At 72.3% G+C, this 17,007-nt stretch carries 16 protein-coding genes; 10 read left to right on the top strand and 6 right to left on the bottom strand.

Annotated features, from left to right (window positions below):
• Positions 1-6 precede the first annotated feature (6 nt).
• The 4 genes from FHX32_RS33585 to FHX32_RS33575 all read left to right on the top strand — a co-directional run bounded on the left by FHX32_RS33585 (position 7) and on the right by FHX32_RS33575 (position 3,158).
• Positions 7-1,242: an RNA-guided endonuclease InsQ/TnpB family protein gene (locus FHX32_RS33585; RefSeq protein ID WP_167192063.1), complete on the top strand. Its 1,236-nt coding sequence runs from the start codon at positions 7-9 to the stop codon at positions 1,240-1,242.
• Complete coding sequence (locus tag FHX32_RS33580) at positions 1,203-1,499, top strand: peptide-methionine (S)-S-oxide reductase (protein ID WP_486481479.1); 297 nt, start codon at positions 1,203-1,205, stop codon at positions 1,497-1,499. Before FHX32_RS33585 ends, FHX32_RS33580 begins: the two co-directional genes overlap by 40 nt.
• Before the next feature lie 114 nt (positions 1,500-1,613).
• Positions 1,614-1,748: a hypothetical protein gene (locus FHX32_RS35605; protein ID WP_255562308.1), complete on the top strand. Its 135-nt coding sequence runs from the start codon at positions 1,614-1,616 to the stop codon at positions 1,746-1,748.
• A 231-nt stretch (positions 1,749-1,979) separates the two neighbouring features.
• Entirely contained in the window at positions 1,980-3,158 is a 1,179-nt protein-coding gene (locus FHX32_RS33575) for a low temperature requirement protein A (protein ID WP_167192061.1), read from the top strand.
• A 41-nt stretch (positions 3,159-3,199) separates the two neighbouring features.
• Here FHX32_RS33575 and FHX32_RS33570 read toward each other — a convergent pair whose 3' ends face one another.
• Entirely contained in the window at positions 3,200-3,901 is a 702-nt protein-coding gene (locus FHX32_RS33570) for an alpha/beta fold hydrolase (RefSeq protein WP_208419660.1), read from the bottom strand.
• Between the two features lie 159 nt (positions 3,902-4,060).
• Between FHX32_RS33570 and FHX32_RS33565 the strand changes: the two genes are divergently transcribed.
• A complete protein-coding gene (locus FHX32_RS33565) occupies positions 4,061-5,452 on the top strand; it encodes a hypothetical protein (RefSeq protein WP_167192057.1) in 1,392 nt (463 codons plus the stop codon).
• Between the two features lie 55 nt (positions 5,453-5,507).
• Here FHX32_RS33565 and iolD read toward each other — a convergent pair whose 3' ends face one another.
• From iolD to FHX32_RS33540, 5 genes are all read right to left on the bottom strand, one after another.
• A complete protein-coding gene (iolD, locus tag FHX32_RS33560) occupies positions 5,508-7,352 on the bottom strand; it encodes a 3D-(3,5/4)-trihydroxycyclohexane-1,2-dione acylhydrolase (decyclizing) (protein ID WP_167192055.1) in 1,845 nt (614 codons plus the stop codon).
• Complete coding sequence (gene iolB, locus FHX32_RS33555; protein WP_167192053.1) at positions 7,352-8,248, bottom strand: 5-deoxy-glucuronate isomerase; 897 nt, start codon at positions 8,246-8,248, stop codon at positions 7,352-7,354. The genes iolD and iolB overlap by 1 nt, the downstream gene beginning before the upstream one ends.
• Before the next feature lie 76 nt (positions 8,249-8,324).
• A complete protein-coding gene (locus FHX32_RS33550) occupies positions 8,325-9,212 on the bottom strand; it encodes a Cgl0159 family (beta/alpha)8-fold protein (RefSeq protein WP_167192051.1) in 888 nt (295 codons plus the stop codon).
• Positions 9,209-10,192: a 5-dehydro-2-deoxygluconokinase gene (iolC, locus tag FHX32_RS33545; protein WP_167192049.1), complete on the bottom strand. Its 984-nt coding sequence runs from the start codon at positions 10,190-10,192 to the stop codon at positions 9,209-9,211. The genes FHX32_RS33550 and iolC overlap by 4 nt, the downstream gene beginning before the upstream one ends.
• A 228-nt stretch (positions 10,193-10,420) precedes the next feature.
• Positions 10,421-11,680, bottom strand: a complete 1,260-nt coding sequence (locus FHX32_RS33540) for an RNA-guided endonuclease InsQ/TnpB family protein (RefSeq protein ID WP_208419659.1) — start codon at positions 11,678-11,680, stop codon at positions 10,421-10,423.
• A 42-nt stretch (positions 11,681-11,722) separates the two neighbouring features.
• On the opposite strand from FHX32_RS33540, the gene FHX32_RS33535 reads away from it, so the two are divergent.
• The 5 genes from FHX32_RS33535 to FHX32_RS33515 all read left to right on the top strand — a co-directional run bounded on the left by FHX32_RS33535 (position 11,723) and on the right by FHX32_RS33515 (position 17,007).
• The gene (locus tag FHX32_RS33535; protein ID WP_109900027.1) at positions 11,723-12,460 is read left to right on the top strand and encodes a GntR family transcriptional regulator; all 738 of its coding nucleotides are present in this window, start codon (positions 11,723-11,725) and stop codon (positions 12,458-12,460) included.
• Positions 12,461-12,613: 153 nt separating this feature from the next.
• Positions 12,614-14,011 carry an extracellular solute-binding protein gene (locus tag FHX32_RS33530; protein ID WP_167192047.1) on the top strand — a complete coding sequence of 466 codons (1,398 nt, stop codon included), beginning with the start codon at positions 12,614-12,616 and terminating at the stop codon, positions 14,009-14,011.
• On the top strand, positions 13,986-14,933 hold the full coding sequence (locus FHX32_RS33525; RefSeq protein ID WP_208419658.1) for a carbohydrate ABC transporter permease: 948 nt from the start codon (positions 13,986-13,988) through the stop codon (positions 14,931-14,933). Before FHX32_RS33530 ends, FHX32_RS33525 begins: the two co-directional genes overlap by 26 nt.
• Positions 14,930-15,811, top strand: coding sequence for a carbohydrate ABC transporter permease (locus FHX32_RS33520; RefSeq protein ID WP_208419657.1), 882 nt, complete (start codon positions 14,930-14,932; stop codon positions 15,809-15,811). The genes FHX32_RS33525 and FHX32_RS33520 overlap by 4 nt, the downstream gene beginning before the upstream one ends.
• On the top strand, positions 15,811-17,007 hold the full coding sequence (locus FHX32_RS33515) for an ABC transporter ATP-binding protein (RefSeq protein WP_167192045.1): 1,197 nt from the start codon (positions 15,811-15,813) through the stop codon (positions 17,005-17,007). Before FHX32_RS33520 ends, FHX32_RS33515 begins: the two co-directional genes overlap by 1 nt.

The raw sequence follows: 17,007 nt of genomic DNA, 5'->3' as shown, positions 1-17,007 counted from the left end.
TCCGATGTGCAGCTTCGTTACAACTTCCGCGTCTACCCGACGCCGGGCCAGCAGATCGAGCTGGCTCGGGCGTTCGGGTGTGCGCGGGTGGTGTTCAACGACGGGCTGCGTCTGCGCCAGCAGGCACGCGAGCAGGGCGAGAGGTACATCTGCGACGCCGAGCTGTCCCGACGGCTGATCACCGAGGCCAAGCTGACCCCGCAGCGGGCATGGCTGGGCGAGGTCTCGGCCGTGGTGTTGCAGCAGGCACTCGCGGACTTGAACACCGCGTACCGGAACTTCTTCAACTCCCTGTCTGGGAAACGCAGGGGCCGCACGGTCGCGCCGCCGCGGTTCCGGTCGCGCAAGGACAACCGGCAGGCCATCCGGTTCACCAAGAACTCCCGGTTCAAGGTCCTCGACAATGGCCGCCTGCGCCTACCGAAGGTCGGCGACCTGCCCGTGCGCTGGTCACGCAACCTTCCGGCGGACCCGTCGTCCGTGGCGATTATCCGGGACGCATCTGGGCGGTACTTCGCGTCGTTCGTCGTGCAGACCACCGACGAACCGCTGCCGCCGGTCGACTCCGAGGTGGGTATCGACCTGGGGCTGACGCACTTCGCGGTCCTCTCGGACGGCACGAAGGTCACGGCACCGACGTTTCTGCGCCGTGCGGCCCGCAAGCTCAAGCGGTTGCAGCAGGATCTGTCCCGCAAGCAGCGGGGCAGCAGCAACCGCAAGAAGGCCGTCAAGAAAGTGGCGCGGGCGCACGCCCGGGTGGCCGACACCCGGCGGGACTGGCAGCACAAGCTGTCCACGGCGATCATCCGCGACAACCAAGCGGTGTACGTCGAGGACCTGTGCGTGGCTGGTCTCGGCCGTACCCGGCTGGCGAAGTCCGTGTACGACGCCGGGTGGGCCAGCTTCACCGCAATGCTGGAATACAAGGCCGCCCGCGCCGGGCGGAGGTTCGCAAAGGTCAACCGTTTCGCACCCACGTCGCAGACCTGCTCAGCGTGCGGCCGGATCGACGGACCCAAGCCGCTCAACGTCCGGTCATGGACCTGCCCATGCGGGGCGACCCATGACCGGGACGTGAACGCGGCGATCAACGTGTTGGCCCAGGGACGCTGGGACAACTCAAACGCCTGTGGAGCGCAGGTAAGACCGGCATCCGTGCCGGCACCGCGCCGTGAAACAGGAATCCGCCCGAGCGCCACGCGCTGTTCCACGCGCAACGCGGAGGGAATCCCCGCCCTTTAGGGCGGGGAGAACGTCAACGGTCCGCCATCTTCTACACCGACGAGCAGCAGCGGCGGGTCGCGGAGGACACCATCGCCGACGTTGACGCCTCCGGCCTGTGGCCGGGAAAGGTGGTCACCGAGGTCAGCCCCGCCGGGCCCTTCTGGGAGGCCGAGCCGGAGCATCAGGACTACCTGGAGCGCAATCCCGGCGGATACACCTGTCACTTCGTCCGGCCGGAGTGGAAGCTGCCCCGGCGCGGGGAGAGCGCCGGCTGACGCGGCCGGCCGCGGCCGGTCACCGCCACCCCCAGGTCAGCCCAGGTGTAGCGGGCACGTCAGGTGGTATCCGGGGGCGCGAGACCAACATCGCGGCACTGGAAGGGTGGCCCCATGGCGGTCAAGACCGAAGCGCGGGTGGACGCAGCCGGAATACGGCGGTTTACGGTGGAGATCCCCGAGGTGGACCTGCAGGCGCTGCGGACCCGCACCGCGGGGCTGCGCACCGCCTTCCCATCGGTGCGCTGAGCGCGCCCGACCAGTCGCACCGGTCCTCGTACCGATGAACCGTCCCTCGGCGCGTCGGAGCACCCGGCGTGGGCGCGACCACCGCGCCCCCGGCCGGCGCTCCGGCTCGCCGGCCGGCCCGCCGTACGCTGCACCGCGCCGGTCGCTCTCCCCCCGCCTAGCAGTTCCGCGTCCGCCGGGACCGCGTACGGATGCCGCACGTGCGACGATGCCGGCAGAACGGGCGGGCCGGTGACGACGGGCGGGGCCAGGCTGCTGCGAGGGCCCCGGGGGCCGCGCCGGGCGATCTTCCTTGAGCTCTTCTTCGACCTGGTGTTCGTCGCCACGCTCGTGCAGCTCTCGCGGGGCCTGATGCGGGACCTCAGCTGGGGCGGGGCTTTCCAGACGCTGGTGCTGCTGCTGGCCATGTGGTGGACCTGGAGCATCACCACCTGGACGACCAACCTGTACGACCCGCAACGCATGGAGATCCAGTTCCTGGTCACCGCGACCATGCTGGGCAGCCTGCTGATGGTGGCCGCGCTGCCCGACGCGTTCGGGGCCCGCGGGCTGGTCTTCGCCGGGGCGTACGTGGCCATCCATGTCGGCCGCCAGGTCTACTTCGTCCTCGCCCTGCGCGGTCACCAGTTGCAGCGCAGAAGCCTGCGACTGCTGTTCTGGTTCGGTGTGTCGGCGGTGCCGTGGTTCGCCGGCGCGCTCATGGCGGGTCCCGCGCGGCCGGTCCTCTGGACGCTGGCGGTCGCGGTCGATTACACCGGCGGGATCCTCCGCTTCCCCACGCCGGGGCTGGGCCGCTCGCCCGAATCGGACTTCCCGGTCCTGGCCGAGCATCTGGCCGAGCGGTACCGGCAGCTCTTCATCATCGCGCTCGGCGAGTTGATCCTGGTCACCTCGTTGACCCTGGGCGGTACCGGCTTCGCGGCCGACCGGATCGTGGCGTTCGTGGTGGCGTTCGCCGGCACTGTGCTGTTCTGGCGGATCTACGTCTACCGGGCCGGTGACCTGCTGCCCGCCGCCATCGCCGCGGCCCGCAAGCCGGACAGCCTGGCCCGGTGGGCCGCGCTCGCTCACCTGGTCATGCTGGCCGGCATCGTGGCCACCGCGGTCGGCGACGAGATCATCATCAAGCATCCGCTCGGGCATTCGCAGCCGGCCTGGGTCGCCGCCCTCCTCGGCGGACCCGCGCTGTTCCTGGCCGGCCGGGCCGGCTTCGAGTACGCCGTCTTCGCCCGGACGCCCCGCGCCTGGCTGATCGGCATCCTCGTGCTGGCCGCCCTGGCGCCGCCGCTGCTGCACGCACCGCCGCTGCTGGTCGCCGCGGCGGCCCTCGCGGTCCTCGTCGGGGCCGCCGCCGCCGACGCGGCCCGCGCCCGTCGGCATCCGCCCGCGCTGCCGGCACCGCCCGGGTAGCCGCAGGCGCCAACCGGTCGGCGGGCCCCGTCAGATGAGGATCAGCCGACGCTGGTCGCGAAGCGGCGGATCGGCTCCGACCACGCTTTCGGGTCCCGCCAGGGGAAGGTGTGGGCGCCGGCGACTTCGACGTACTCGCCCGCAGGCGGTAGAGCAGCCAGCCGGCGACCCCACCGGGACGTGCCGATCACGTCGTCGCGACCCCGGATGACCAGCAGCGGAACCTCGAGACGGGCCACCGGTTCCTCGATCGGGTGGTCGAGGTGCGCGCGTGCCAGGTGCAGCATGCGGCCCAGCCCGGCCCGCTTCCATTCGGGGCGGTGCGACTCGGTCAGCCCCGGTGGCTCGCGGCGTCCGTCCAGCCGCCAGCGGACGAACAGCCGCAGTGGGCTGCGAGCGGCAGGGTCCACCGTCGGGCTGGCAAGGACGACGCCGTGCACGTCGGGCCGGCCCACCGCGGCCTGCGCGGCGACCTGGGTGCCGCTGGAATGGCCGGCGAGCACCACCGGGCCGAGTCGTCGGGCGGTGAGCCACTCGCCGACGGCACGACCGAACTCCGGCACGGTGAGCTCGTGCGGCGGGTCGCCGCTGCCGGCAAAGCCGGGCAACTCGACGAGGTGTGCCCGGGTCCACTCGCCGAGGGCGCCAAGGCCCGGCATCAGGTAGTCGGCCACTCCCATGCCCTGGACGAGCACCAGCTCGGGCAGGTCGGATCGCGGCTCGCCGACCGCCCGGCTGCGCATCCGACCCAGCGGACCGTCGTGGTACGACGTCGCGACGTTTGTCGGGAACGGTGGCGCGTACGGCTGAGGCTTGCTCCGCATACCCGGGGTTACCCGACAGCTGCGGACGGAATCGGGCGTACCGGGCGACTTTCGGGGTACCCGCCCGCGGGAGGTGAGATGAAACTACCCCGTGCGGTGGCCACCTTCGACTCCGCTTCCGCAATGGTCATGTCGACTGCCCGCTTCCTGCGCGATCGCGACACGCCACCGATGGGCCGGCCGACCGGCCGTTTGCTGCGCCCGGTGGCCGCCACGGCGACCCGGCTTCCGGTCCGGCTGCGGGAGACGATCTACAGCCTCGCCAGCGGTGCCGAGGGGCGGCCGGCGGCGCGGATGGCCACCCTCGACATCGAGGACGTCGCCGCCCGGATCGTGGATCTCTACCCGCCGCGCCGATATCCGGCGGTCGTGGTCGGCTCGTCCAACGGCGCGCTCGTCCATCTCTGCGCGGCCCTCGGTATCGCGTGGTTGCCCCAGACGCTGCTGCTGCCGCTCCGACAACGGCAGGTGCCCCCGGATGATCCGATGCGCGCCGTGCACGCCTTCGACACCACCGCCCAGGCGCTGTTGGCCCGCAACCCCGACTTCGTCCTGCACCACTTGCATGATCCGAACCAGGATCGGCTGACGTCACGGCGGATGGCCTACTTCCGGGTCAAACGCACCCGGCTCGGCCCGGCGTACGAGCGATTCCTGAACCGGACGCTCGATGCCGGCGGTGTGCTGCTGCTCGCCGAGTGCACCCGGCGATGGCCGACGACCCGCGTCGGCGAGCGGCACGTCTTCCAGTTCGGTGCCGTCGGCGGGCTGGAGCCCTCGCAATACCACGAAGGCGATCGCCGAACGGCCGCGTACCTGCGCCGCTACGGAGCCGGGCGGACCCGGTGGGAGGCGCCGACGCCCGACGGCGAGAGCCCGGAGGCGGAGTGGGGGTTCGAACCGGCGCTCCGGGACGACGCGATCGCGTTCGCGCGCCGGCACGGCTACCAGGTACGGCGGCTCGTCTTCGACGATCCCGAGGACCTCAGCCCACTCGTCGCCGACCTGTACCGCTGGTGGTACCGCCAACGCGGCCTGCCGGCCGATCGACTGCTGGTGGAGTCGTTCATCCTGATCGACCCCTGGTGGGCGCTGCGGACCGGTTGCGTGCCCTACTGGAGCACCTTCCCCGTCCAGTCCTCCGCCGACGCCCTCGCCCGCCACCTCGATCAGTCGGACACCTACGACCACCTCCACCTCGCGCTGTTCTGTCACGGGGTGGAATCCGTGGGACTGGCACCCGTCGACCGGTGGCACGCACTGCTGCGACGCGCGGCAGTGGCGGGCTCGTTCGCCGGAGTGGATCCTCGTCGCTACCCGAGTGACCTGTCGACCTTCTTCCGCTTCCAGTCGGCCCTGCGGGCCATACCCGCCCGGTACCCGATCCCCGAGCCGCTCTCGCTGAGCCAGTTCGATCGGTTCTTCGCGCAGCATCGCCACCGCTACCCAGCCGTGCGGCTGGACGGCTGAGCAACGGGCGGCCGGGCGATCCCGGCGCGTACGTCCGACGCCGCGGCGGCCGGAGTCAGGCGGGCCGCAGGTGGGTGTGCCGGCCCTTACGCCCCGTCTCGTACGCCGTCCGGGCGGCCCGCCCCTGCTCCGTCGTCGACACCTCGGCGACCGGGACGTCCCACCAGGCGCCGGCGTCCGGACCGGCCTCGAACCGGTCGGTGGTCACGTGCACCACGGTGGTACGCGTCGCCGCCGTCGCCGCGGTCAGGGCGGCGCGCAGCTCCGCCATTGTCGACACCCGGATCAGCTCCGCGCCGAGGCTGGCCGCGTTGGCGCCGAGGTCGACCGGCAGCGGCGCTCCGGCCCGGTCGAGGTAGGCGGTGCCGAGCCGGTGCGCGCCGACGCTCTCGGACAGCCGCCCGATGGAGGCGAAGCCGGAGTTGTCGACCAGCACCACGACCAGCTTGACGCCTTCGGCGACCGCGGTGGCCAGCTCGCTCGGCAGCATCAGGTAGGACCCGTCGCCGACGAGCACGAACACCTCGCGCTCCGGCGCCGCGAGCTTCACCCCGATGCCGCCGGGGATCTCGTAGCCCATGCACGAGTAGCCGTACTCGACGTGGTAGCTCTTCGGGTCGGCGCTGCGCCACAGCCGGTGCAGGTCGCCGGGCATCGACCCGGCCGCGCAGACCACCACGCCCCGGTCGCCGGCGGCGTCGTTGACCGCGCCGATCACCGCGGTCTGGGTCGGCGCCGCGTCCGGGGCGGCGTGCCGGGCGGTGTCCGCCACCGCCGCCCACCGCTCGCGCAGCCGGGTCACCTGCTCCCGGTACTCCGGCGGGGTCTCCCAGCCGGCGCAGGCCGCGTCCAGCGCGGCGAGGCTCTCCCGGGCGTCGCCGACCACCTGCGTGCCGGAGAGCTTCGCCGCGTCGAAGCCGGTGATGTTCAGGTTGACGAAGCGCACGTCGGCGCCGAACAGGGTGCCGGAGGCGGTGGTGAAGTCGCTGTAGCGGGTGCCCACGCCGAGCACCACGTCCGCGCCGGCGGCGATCTCGTTGGCCGCGGTGGTCCCGGTGACGCCGACCGCGCCGAGGGCGAGCGGGTGGTCGTGCGGCATCGCACCGGTGCCGGCCTGGGTCTCGGCCACCGGCACCCCGTGCTCCTCGGCGAACCAGCGCAGCGCCTCGGTGGCCCCGCTGTAGATCGCCCCGCCGCCGGCCACCACCAGCGGCCGGCGGGCGGCCCGGACGATCCCGGCCGCCCGGGCCAGCGCCGCGATGTCCGGTAGCGGCCGGGGCACGTGCCAGACCCGCTCGGCGAACAGCTCGTCGGGCCAGTCGTACGCCTCGGCCTGCACGTCCTGCGGCAGGGCGAGGGTGACCGCGCCGGTCTCCGCCGGGTCGGTCAGCACCCGCATCGCGGCCAGCAGCGCGGCCGGCAGCTGCTCCGGCCGGTTGATCCGGTCCCAGTAGCGGGAGACCGGCCGCAGCGCGTCGGTGACGCTGACATCGTAGGAGCGCGGGTCCTCCAACTCCTGGAGCACCGGGTTGGCCACCCGGGTGGCGAAGATGTCGCCGGGCAGCAGCAGCACCGGCAGCCGATTGATGGTGGCGCCCGCCGCGCCGGTGACCAGGTTCGTCGCTCCCGGCCCGATCGACGTGGTACAGGCCAGGGTGCTCATCCGGTCGGTCATCCGGGCGTACGCCGCGGCGGTGTGCACCATGCCCTGCTCGGTGCGGCACAGATGGTACGGCAGGTCGGCCCCGGCGGTGGCCAGGGCCTCGCCGACGCCGGCGACGTTGCCGTGGCCGAAGATGCCGAAGCAGGCCGGGATGAGCCGTTGCCGCCGCCCGTCGCGTTCGGACCACTGCCGGGCGAGGAACGTCACGACCGCCTGCGCCACCGTCAACCTGGGCATCACGCCTCTTTCGTTCCGGGCCGGGTCAGCGGCAGCCGCGCGTCGACCGGCTGGTCGGCCCAGCTGCTCCGGATCCAGCCGTGCCGAGGATCGTCCACACAGGCCATTGTCCGCGCCGCGCCCGGCCCGGCCAGCACGTTGAGGTAGTACAGGTCGTAGCCGGGCGCGGCCATCGACGGCCCGTGGTAGCCGTACGGGACGAGCACCACGTCGCCGGTGCGCACCTCGGCCAGCACGTCGATCGGCCGTTCGGCGGTGCCGTAGACCCGCTGGTAGCCGACCGGCCCGTCGCCGGGAGCGCCGCCGGCCACCTCGAAGTAGTAGATCTCCTCCAGCGCCGCCTCCACCCGCCCGTCGGCGTGGGTGCGGTCCTCCTCATGCTTGTGTGGCGGGTACGACGACCAGTTCCCGCCGGGGGTGAGCACCTCGACGGCGACCAGCCGGTCGCAGTCGAAGGCGTCCGGCGCGCAGAAGTTGTTGACCTGCCGGCTGGCCGACCCGGCGCCGCGCAGTTCCACCGGCACGTCCCGGGCCGCGCCGTAGCGGGGCGACAACCGGCGGGTGGCCCGCGCCGAGGGCAAGGCGAAGCGGCCCGCGCCGCGGATCGTCGCGGTGGCGTCCCGGGGCAGGTAGGCGAAGTCGGTGATTGCGGCGAACACCGACTCGCGGCCGGCCAGGTCGAGCCGCAGCCCGTCGCAGTGCACGGTGGCCGCGCCGGCCAGCGGCAGGACCAGCATCTCCTCGTCACCGGTGGCGAAGCTGACCTCGCCGCCGGCGGGCAGGGTGAGCACCCGCAGGCCGGCGTACCGCCAGCCGGCCCGCTCCGGGGTGACCTCCAGCGCCCACGGGTCGCGGGCGGTGCCGCCCCAGGGCAGGTGGGCGTCGGCCGTCCTCATGCCCGCCCTCGCTTCGCTGCGGGCGGGCATGAGGCTGTACGCCAGCGGTAATGATGATTCGCTCGCTGCCGCACGCTCACGCGTCCTGTCCAGTGGGCAGCAGCGAGCCGGCCAGGTCGACCGCGGCGGCCACGTCGTCGTCCGGCGGGTAGAGCAGCGCCCGACCGACCACCAGGCCGCGCACGCCGGGCAGCCGCAGCGCCCGCTGCCAGCGCGCGTACACCACGTCCGGCGCCTCCACCGGGTCGCCGCCGAGCAGCAGGACCGGCAGCGTGGTCGCCGCCATGACCGCCTCCATCTCGTCGATGGCCGGCAGCTTCAGCCAGGTGTACGCGCTGGTCGCGCCGAGCGCCTGCCCGACGCTGACGCCCTTGATGACCGCCTCCGGGCGCAGGTCGGCGCTGACCCGGCCGTTGGTGCGGGCCACCCAGAGCGGCTCGACCAGGGCGACGGTTCGGTGGGCGGCCAGCGCGGTGACCGCCTGGGCGCAGGCCTGCAGTGTGGAGGCGGTGCCCGGGTCGCCCGGGTCGATGCGGCAGAGCATCTTGCCGCCGTCGTAGCGCATCGCGGCGATGCTGTCGGCGTCGTACGCGGTGAACCGGTCGTCGAGTTCGAAGCTGGCGCCGGAGAGGCCGCCGCGGTTCATCGAGCCGATGGCCAGCCGGTTCTCCAGCGCGCCGAGCAGCAGCAGGTCCTCCAGGATGTCCGGGGTGCCGAGCACGCCGTCGACGCCGGGCCGGGACAGCGCCAGGCGCAGCCGGTCGAGCAGGTCGGCGCGGCCGGCCATGGCCATCGGCCGGTCCCGTACCCCGAGGGCGCCCCGGGCCGGGTGGTCGGCGGCGATGACGAACAGCGGGCGGCCGGGCTCGGGCCAGGGCCGGCGGGTACGGCGGGCGGCGGCTTCGGCGATCGCCTGTGGCCGGTGCGCGCGGGTGCGGGTCAGCGCGGCGTACTCGGTGCTCACCGGTCTTCTCCTGTCAGGACGACGGTCGACGGCGCGGGCGGCGGCGTGACGTCCCCGGCCAGCGCCGCGGTCTCGGCGTAGTCGGGCATGGCGGCGGAGCAGGCCAGCCGGGAGGCGACGATGGCACCGGCGGCGTTGGCGAAGCGCAGGGTCCGCTCCAGCGGCCAGCCGCGCAGCAGCCCGAGGCAGAGCGCCCCGCCGAAGGCGTCGCCGGCGCCGAGCCCGTTGACCACGTCCACCGGCACCGGCGGCACCCGTACGCTCTGCTGCCCGGTGCGGGCGAGCACCCCGGCGGGCCCGAGCTTGACCACGGCGAGCCGGGGCCCGCGGGCCAGCAGCAGGTCAGCGGCCCGGTCCGGGTCGCGGGTGCCGACCGCGACCTCCACCTCGTCGAGGTTGCCGACGGCGACGGTGACCCGGGGCAGCACCTCGGCGACGGCCGCGGCCGCGGCGGCCGGGTCGGGCCAGAACATCGGCCGGTAGTCGAGGTCCAGCACGGTGTGCGGGCGGCAGTCCCGGGCGGCCAGCGCGGCGGCGTGCGCGGCGCGGCTGGGTTGCTGGCACAGGCCGGTGCCGGTGAGCCAGAAGACGCGAGCGGCCACGATCGCGTCGAGGTCCAGCTCGTCGGGGTGGATCTGCAGGTCCGGCGCGGTGGGGGTGCGGTAGAACCAGAGCGGGAAGTGGTCCGGCGGGAAGATCTCGCAGAAGGTGATCGGGGTGGGCATCCCGTCGACCGGGTGGACCTGGCTGTCGTCCACCCCGTACTCGCGCAGCGCCCGGTGCACGTAGTCGGCGAAGGCGTCGGCGCCGGTGCGGGTGATCACCCCCGCGTGCAGCCCCTGCCGGCTGGCCGCGACGGCCACGTTGGTGGGGCTGCCGCCGAGGAACCGGCCGAACCTCTCGACCTCGGCCAGCGGGGTGCCGACCTGCAACGGATAGATGTCCACCCCGACCCGGCCGATGGTGAGCACATCGAGCATGCGGCGCCCTCCGTCCCGGCCGGCGTCGGCGTACCCGCCGGCTCGTTGCCGTCCCTGATTGGTAACAGTGCCGTGTGAGTTGTGTCAATGTGTTGTCATGACATCCGCGCTCTGCGCTCGGTGACCGCTTCGGTACAGTGGCGCCCATCATGCGCCCCGATCCCGCTCAGACCCCGCGCAGCCGCCGCGCCGCCGCAGCGAGGAGGTTTCCTTGACTTTCTCCCCCGCCTAAAGGTGAGGGATTCCCGGGCTCGCGCCCGCGAGTTCCTGGTTCACCGCAGACAGCACGGAAGGAGAAACCTCGTGTCTGACGTCCGCTCCGCAGGCGTTTTTCGTCTCCACCAGCCCGGCGGCGACGGCGATGTTCTTAGCGGCGTTGATGTCCCGGTCGTGCCGGGTGCCGCAACTCGGGCACGACCAGCGTCGTGTGCCGAGGGTAAGCGTGGCGAGCAGGTGTCCGCACGCCGAGCAGGTCTTGCTGGACGGGTACCAGCGGTCGACCACGGCGAGGTGCCGGCCGTCGCGGTGCGCCTTGTACGTCAGCAGGGTTCGGAACTCGGCCCAGCCGCAGCGGGAGATCGCCTTGGCGAGGCTGCGGTTGCGCACCATGTTCGCCACGGCCAGATCCTCGACGGCAATGGCGTCGAACCGGCGGACCAGTTCGGTCGAGGCCTTGTGGAGGAAGTCGCGTCGCGCATCCCGGACTCGGGAGTGGGCGCGGGCCACTTTCCGCTTGGCCTTGGCGCGGTTCGCGGAGCCCTTCTTCTTGCGAGCCATCATCCGCTGGTACCGCTTCAGCCGTCGTTCGCGGCGTTCCATGTGCTTCGGGTGCGGGATGCGCTGCCCGGTGGACAGGACCGCGAAGTCGGTCAGCCCCAGGTCGACACCGACGGCCCGATCGGTCGGCTCGGGTGTAGCCGGAGCCTGCACATCGACGGCGAGCGTGATGAACCAGCGGCCGTCCGGGTCGCGGGACACCGTGACTGTGGTCGGGTTGAGTGTGGTCACGTTGACGTCCGGCCAGGACCAGACGAAGGCGAGGGTGCCGGGGGTTTTGCCGAGGCTGAGGACGCCGCCGCGCATCCGGAAGGCGGAACGGGTGAAGCTGGCGGACTGGCGGCCGTGGCGGGACTTGAACCGCGGGTAGCGGGCGCGCTTGGCGAAGAAGGCGGTCATGGCGTTGTGCTGGTGGCGCAGCGTCTGCTGCAGCGGCACCGACGACACCTCGTTGAGGAACGCCAGGTCCGGCAGCTTCTTTATCTGCGTCAGCGCCCGGTCTGTCTCCGCGTAGGAGGTGGACTTGCGTTCGGTGTGCCAGCGGGCGTGTCGCGCCGCGAGGGCGCGGTTCCAGACGATGCGCACACAGCCAAACGTGCGGTTCAGCACCGCAGCCTGCTCGGGCGTCGGGTACGCCCGACACTTGTAGGCCGTCCTCACGCCACAAATCTTACCAAAGGAAACGATCGTGGCTAAAAGTGCATCTGCCATTCCTCCCCGCCCTGAACGGCAGGACATCCTGGCGGCACTCCGGTGACCGGCCCCGAGATCGCGGTCGACCGCAGCAGCCCGGTCCCGCTCTACTTCCAGGTCGCCGAGCAGTTCGCCGCGGCGATCCAGCGCGGTGACCTGGCCCCTGGTGACCGCCTGGACAGCGAGTTGCAGCTGGCCGACCGGTTGGGCCTGTCCCGGCCCACCGTGCGGCAGGCCATCCAGCATCTGGTCGACAAGGGACTGATCGTCCGCCGCCGCGGCGTGGGCACTCAGGTGGTGCGCGGCGAGGTACGCCGGGCGGTGGAGCTGACCAGCCTGCACGACGACCTGGTCCGGGCCGGCCAGCGCCCGTCCACCTCGGTGCTGGAGTTGGCCGTCGTGCCCTGCCCGCCGGCGGTCGCCGCCGCGCTCGGCCTACCGCCCGGCGGCGAGGTGCAGCACCTGCGCCGGCTGCGGTTCTCCGACGGCGAGCCCCTCGCGGTGATGGAGAACTGGCTCCCGGTCGACCTGCCCAAGCTGACCATGGAGGCGCTGCAGGCCGACGGCCTGTACGCGATCCTGCGCAGTGGCGGCCGGCGGATCCGCGGCGCCCACCAGCGGATCGGTGCCCGGGCCGCCACCGCCGCCGAGGCGCAGATGCTCGGCGAACGGCGTGGCGCGCCGCTGCTCACCATGACCCGCACCGCGTACGACGACCAGGGTCGTTACGTCGAGCACGGCGCGCACATCTACCGGGCCAGCCGGTACTCGCTGGAGGTGACGGTCGCCGAGCGGTGACGGTCAGTGTTTCGCGCTCATTTCAGTGACAGGTATTTACGTCGTCAAGCTGTCATGACATTGTGGCCGCAAGCACCGCCGGCGCCGGACGTGCGGCCCGGCGGGCGACCCGCGAGTCTCTTCGAAGTCTCTCCTTGCGAAGGGAAGCAGCCCATGTCAGCCAAGCCGAGACACGCAGCAGGCGTGCTCGCCGCGCTCACCGCCGTCGCTCTCACCGCCACGGCCTGCGGCGGCTCGGACGAGCCCGCCGGCAAGGACGCCAAGAACATCACCCTCACCATCTCCGCCAACGCGATCGCCGGCGGCAAGAACGCCGCCGGTGCGGAGTGGATCCAGAACTGGGTCATCCCCAAGTTCGTCGAGGCGCAGAAGGCCAAGGGCGTCACCGCGAAGGTGACGTTCGTGCCCAGCGGCGTCGACGACGAGCAGTACAAGACCAAGCTGGCCCTGGACCTGCGCTCCAAGGGCGGCGCCGACGTGATCGCCGTGGACGGCATCTGGGTGGGCGAGTTCGTCCAGGCCGGCTACCTCAAGCCGCTGTCCGAGGTGGCCGGTGACCAGGTGGACTCCTGGGAGGGCTGGTCGCAGATCCCGGACACCGTGCAGGGCCTCGGCTCGTTCGAGGACAAGCGCTACGGCATCCCGCTCGGCACCGACGGGCGGGTCCTCTACTACAACAAGAAGCTCTTCGCCCAGGCCGGCCTGCCCGCCGACTGGCAACCCAGGAGCTGGCAGGAGATCCTCGACGCCGGCGCCAAGCTCAAGGCGTTGCCCGGGGTGACCCCGATCCAGATCAATGCCGGCACCGCGATGGGCGAGGCTACCTCGATGCAGGGCGCGCTGCCGTTGCTGGTCGGCGCCGGCGGCGAGATCTACGCGGGCGGCAAGTGGGCCGGCGCCAGCCAGCCGGTCAAGGACATGCTCGACTTCTACGCCAAGGTCTACGGCGGCGGGCTGGGCGACCCGAAGCTGCAGCAGGAGGCGAAGGGCCGGGACAAGTCCTTCGCGGAGTTCGCCGCCGGCAAGATCGGCATCCTGGCCGAGGGCGACTACTTCTGGCGCAGCGTGGTCAACCCGAAGGACGGCATCGCCAAGATGGCCGACCGGGACACCACCGTCGGCTACGCGATGATCCCGGCCAAGCAGCCCGGCGCGGGCATCCGCGGCCAGGACTTCGTCAGCATGTCCGGCGGCGGCGTGCGGGTGCTCAACCCCAACTCGAAGTTCCCGTCGCAGGCGTGGGAGCTGCTGTCGTTCATGCACTCGGCGGAGGCGGTCAAGGCCGAACTGGCCGGCGCCGCCCGGATCACCGCCCGCACCGACGTGAACAAGGAGGTGCTCGCGGCCGACCCGATGCTGAACTTCGTCGCGGAGAAGGTGCTGCCGATCACCGCGTACCGGCCGCCGCTGGCGGTCTACCCGCAGGTCTCGGTGGCGCTGCAGGAGGCGACCGCCGAGGTCACGGCGGGCAAGAGCGTGGACGAGGCGGCCAGCGCGTACCAGAAGAAGGTCGAAGGGTTCGTCGGTGGTCCAGGTAACGTCACCTCCTGACGAGGTGGTCGAGGGAGCGCGCCCGGCGACGGGCGCCTCCGCGGCCCCCGACGCCGCCGGGCTGGGCCGGGCCCGGGCCACCGGGTTCCTCGTCCCCGCCATGGTGCTGATCCTGGTCTTCCTGGTGGTGCCGGCGGCGTGGACGATCTACCTGGGCGTCACCAACTACCGGCTGACCGGCCTGGCCGCCGCCAACCCGGAGATCGTCGGCCTGGACAACTACACCCAGGCGCTGGGCGATGAGCGGTTCCGCACCTCGCTGCTGCTGACCCTCCAGTTCGTCCTCGGCTCGGCGGTCATCGGCCAGGCCGGGCTCGGCTTCGCCATCGCGTTCGCGCTGCGCGACCGGCGCGGCCCGCTGCGCCGGCTGGTCGAGGGGCTGGTCCTGCTCTCCTGGATCCTGCCCAGCTCGGTGGTCGCGTTCCTGTGGATCGCCCTGCTCGACCGGGACGCCGGCACGCTCAACGCGCTGCTCGGCATCCCCGGGATGGCCTGGCTGCTCGACTACCCGATGCTGTCGATCATCATCTTCAACACCTGGCGCGGCACCGCGTTCTCGATGATGCTCTACGCCGCCGCGCTGGAGAACGTCCCCCGCTCGCACCTGGAGACCGCCCGGCTGGCCGGCGCGTCGACCTGGCAGCAGTTGCGCGACGTGGTCTTCCCCCGCATCCGCGGGCACGTGCTGACCAACCTGCTGCTGATCAGCCTCTGGACGTTCAACGACTTCGCGCCGTTCCTGATCACCGCCGGCGGCCCCGAGCAGCGCTCGGAGATCCTGCCGGTCTACGTGTACAAGGTGGCGCTCTCCGGCGGCGAACTCGGCTTCGGCGCCGCCATCTCGTTCCTCATGCTGCTGATCAACCTGGTCATCGCGCTGGTCTACCTGCGCATGCTGGGCCGGCGGAAGGAGCCGGCGTGACCACCACCACCGCACCGTCCGCCCCCACCACCGAGCCGACCGGCGACGGCCCGACCATCGCCATACGGCACGTGCTCGCCCGGATCGGCCGCTACACGTTCCTCTGCGTCGTGCTCGGGTTCTTCGCGCTGCCGCTGCTGTGGCTGGCCACCGCCCCGTTCGACGACACCCCGACGATCACCGCGTCGCTGCCGCAGTTCACCCTGGACAACTTCCGCGCCCTGCTGGACAACCCGTACGCGCTCAGCTCGCTGCTCAACTCGGTCTACCTGGCCGGCGGCACCGCGGCGCTGGTGGTGGTCTTCGCCGCGCTCGCCGCGTACGCGCTGAGCCGGGTCCGGGTGCCCGGCCGCGACGCCCTGCTCTACGGGCTGCTGCTGCTGTCCTCGATCGTCACCGGCACCGCCACCATGGTGCCGCTGTTCGAGCTGGCCTTCCGGCTCAACCTGATCGACTCCCGGCTCGGGGTGATCCTGATCCTCAGTGGCGGGCTGCTGCCCGCGGCCATCTTCATCCTCAAGGACTTCATGGACTCCACCCCGACGTCCTACGAGGAGTCGGCCCGGGTCTTCGGCGCCAGCCCGTTGCAGATCATGCGGCACATCGTGGTGCCGGTGGTCCGCCCCGGCCTGGCCACCGTCGGGGTGTGGGCGGTGGCCAACGTCTGGGGCAACTTCCTGGTGCCGTTCCTGCTGCTGCGCGGCCCGGACAAGGCCCCCGCCGCGGTGATCATGTACACCCTCTACACCGAGGGCGGCCAGGCCGACCTGCGGCTGCTCTCCACCTTCTCGCTGCTCTACTCGCTGCCGGTGGCGCTCATGTTCGTCTTCGTCAGCAGCCGGTACGGATTCCGCTTCCACGGAGGGATCAAGCGCTGATGTCCGCCATCACCATGCGCGAACTGACCAAGGTCTACCCCAACGGGGTACGCGCCCTGGACGCCCTCGACCTGGAGATCGCCGACGGCGAGTTCTTCGCCCTGCTCGGCCCGTCCGGCTGCGGCAAGACCACGCTGCTGCGCACCATCGCCGGGTTGGAGGTCGCCTCCGGCGGCAGCGTGCACATCGGCGAGCGCAACGTCACCAACCTGCCCCCGGGCAAGCGGGACGTGGCCATGGTCTTCCAGGACTACGCCCTCTTCCCGCACATGACGGTGCAGGAGAACATCGCCTACCCGCTGCGGATCAAGAAGGTCGACCGGCGCGCCCGCGCCGACAAGGCCGCCGAGACCGCCGACGAGCTCGGCCTGTCCGGGCTGCTGGCGCGCCGTCCGGGGCAACTCTCCGGCGGCCAGCAGCAGCGGGTGGCGCTGGCCCGGGCGATGGCCTGCCACCCGCAGGTGTTCCTGCTCGACGAGCCACTGTCCAACCTCGACGCCCGGCTCCGGCTGGAGGCGCGCACCTTCCTCAAGCGGCTGCAACGCGAACTCGGCGTCACCACCGTCTTCGTCACCCACGACCAGGCCGAGGCACTCGCCCTGGCCGACCGGATAGCGGTCATGGAGGGCGGCCGGATCCGCCAGGTCGGCACCCCCACCGAGGTGTTCCGCCGCCCCGCCAACACCTTCGTCGCCGGCTTCATCGGCTCCACCCCGATGAACCTCGTCGACGCCCGGGTGGACGGCGACGAACTGGCCGTGGGCCGGGCCCGGCTGCCGCTGCCCGACGACGCCCGCGGCCAGGTCACCGACGGCGAGCGGCTGGTGTACGGGGTGCGGCCCGAATACCTCGACTACTCCCCCAGCCCGGTCCCCGGCGCGCTGACCGGGCAGGTCGTGGTGGTGGAGAACCTGGGCAGCGTCTCCCTGGTCTCGCTGGACGTGCCCAGCGACGACGCCGCCGACGCGACCGCCGACGCCGGCACGGCCGGCGACGGCGGCACGGCCGGGGACGGCGGCGGGCGGACCAGCGTGCAGGTGGTGGTCGCCGAGGGCGGCGAACCCGAACCGGGCGACACCGGCTGGGTGGTGCCCCGACCCGGCCGGTCACTGCTCTACCGCGACGGCGACCTGGTCACCGCCGGCGAGGCGGCCACCGTGCCGGCCCCACGCGCCGGCGCCGGCGTACAGGGCTGA

Source organism: Micromonospora sp. CNZ280 (assembly GCF_011759515.1).
This window is presented reverse-complemented; position numbering and strand designations above follow the sequence as displayed.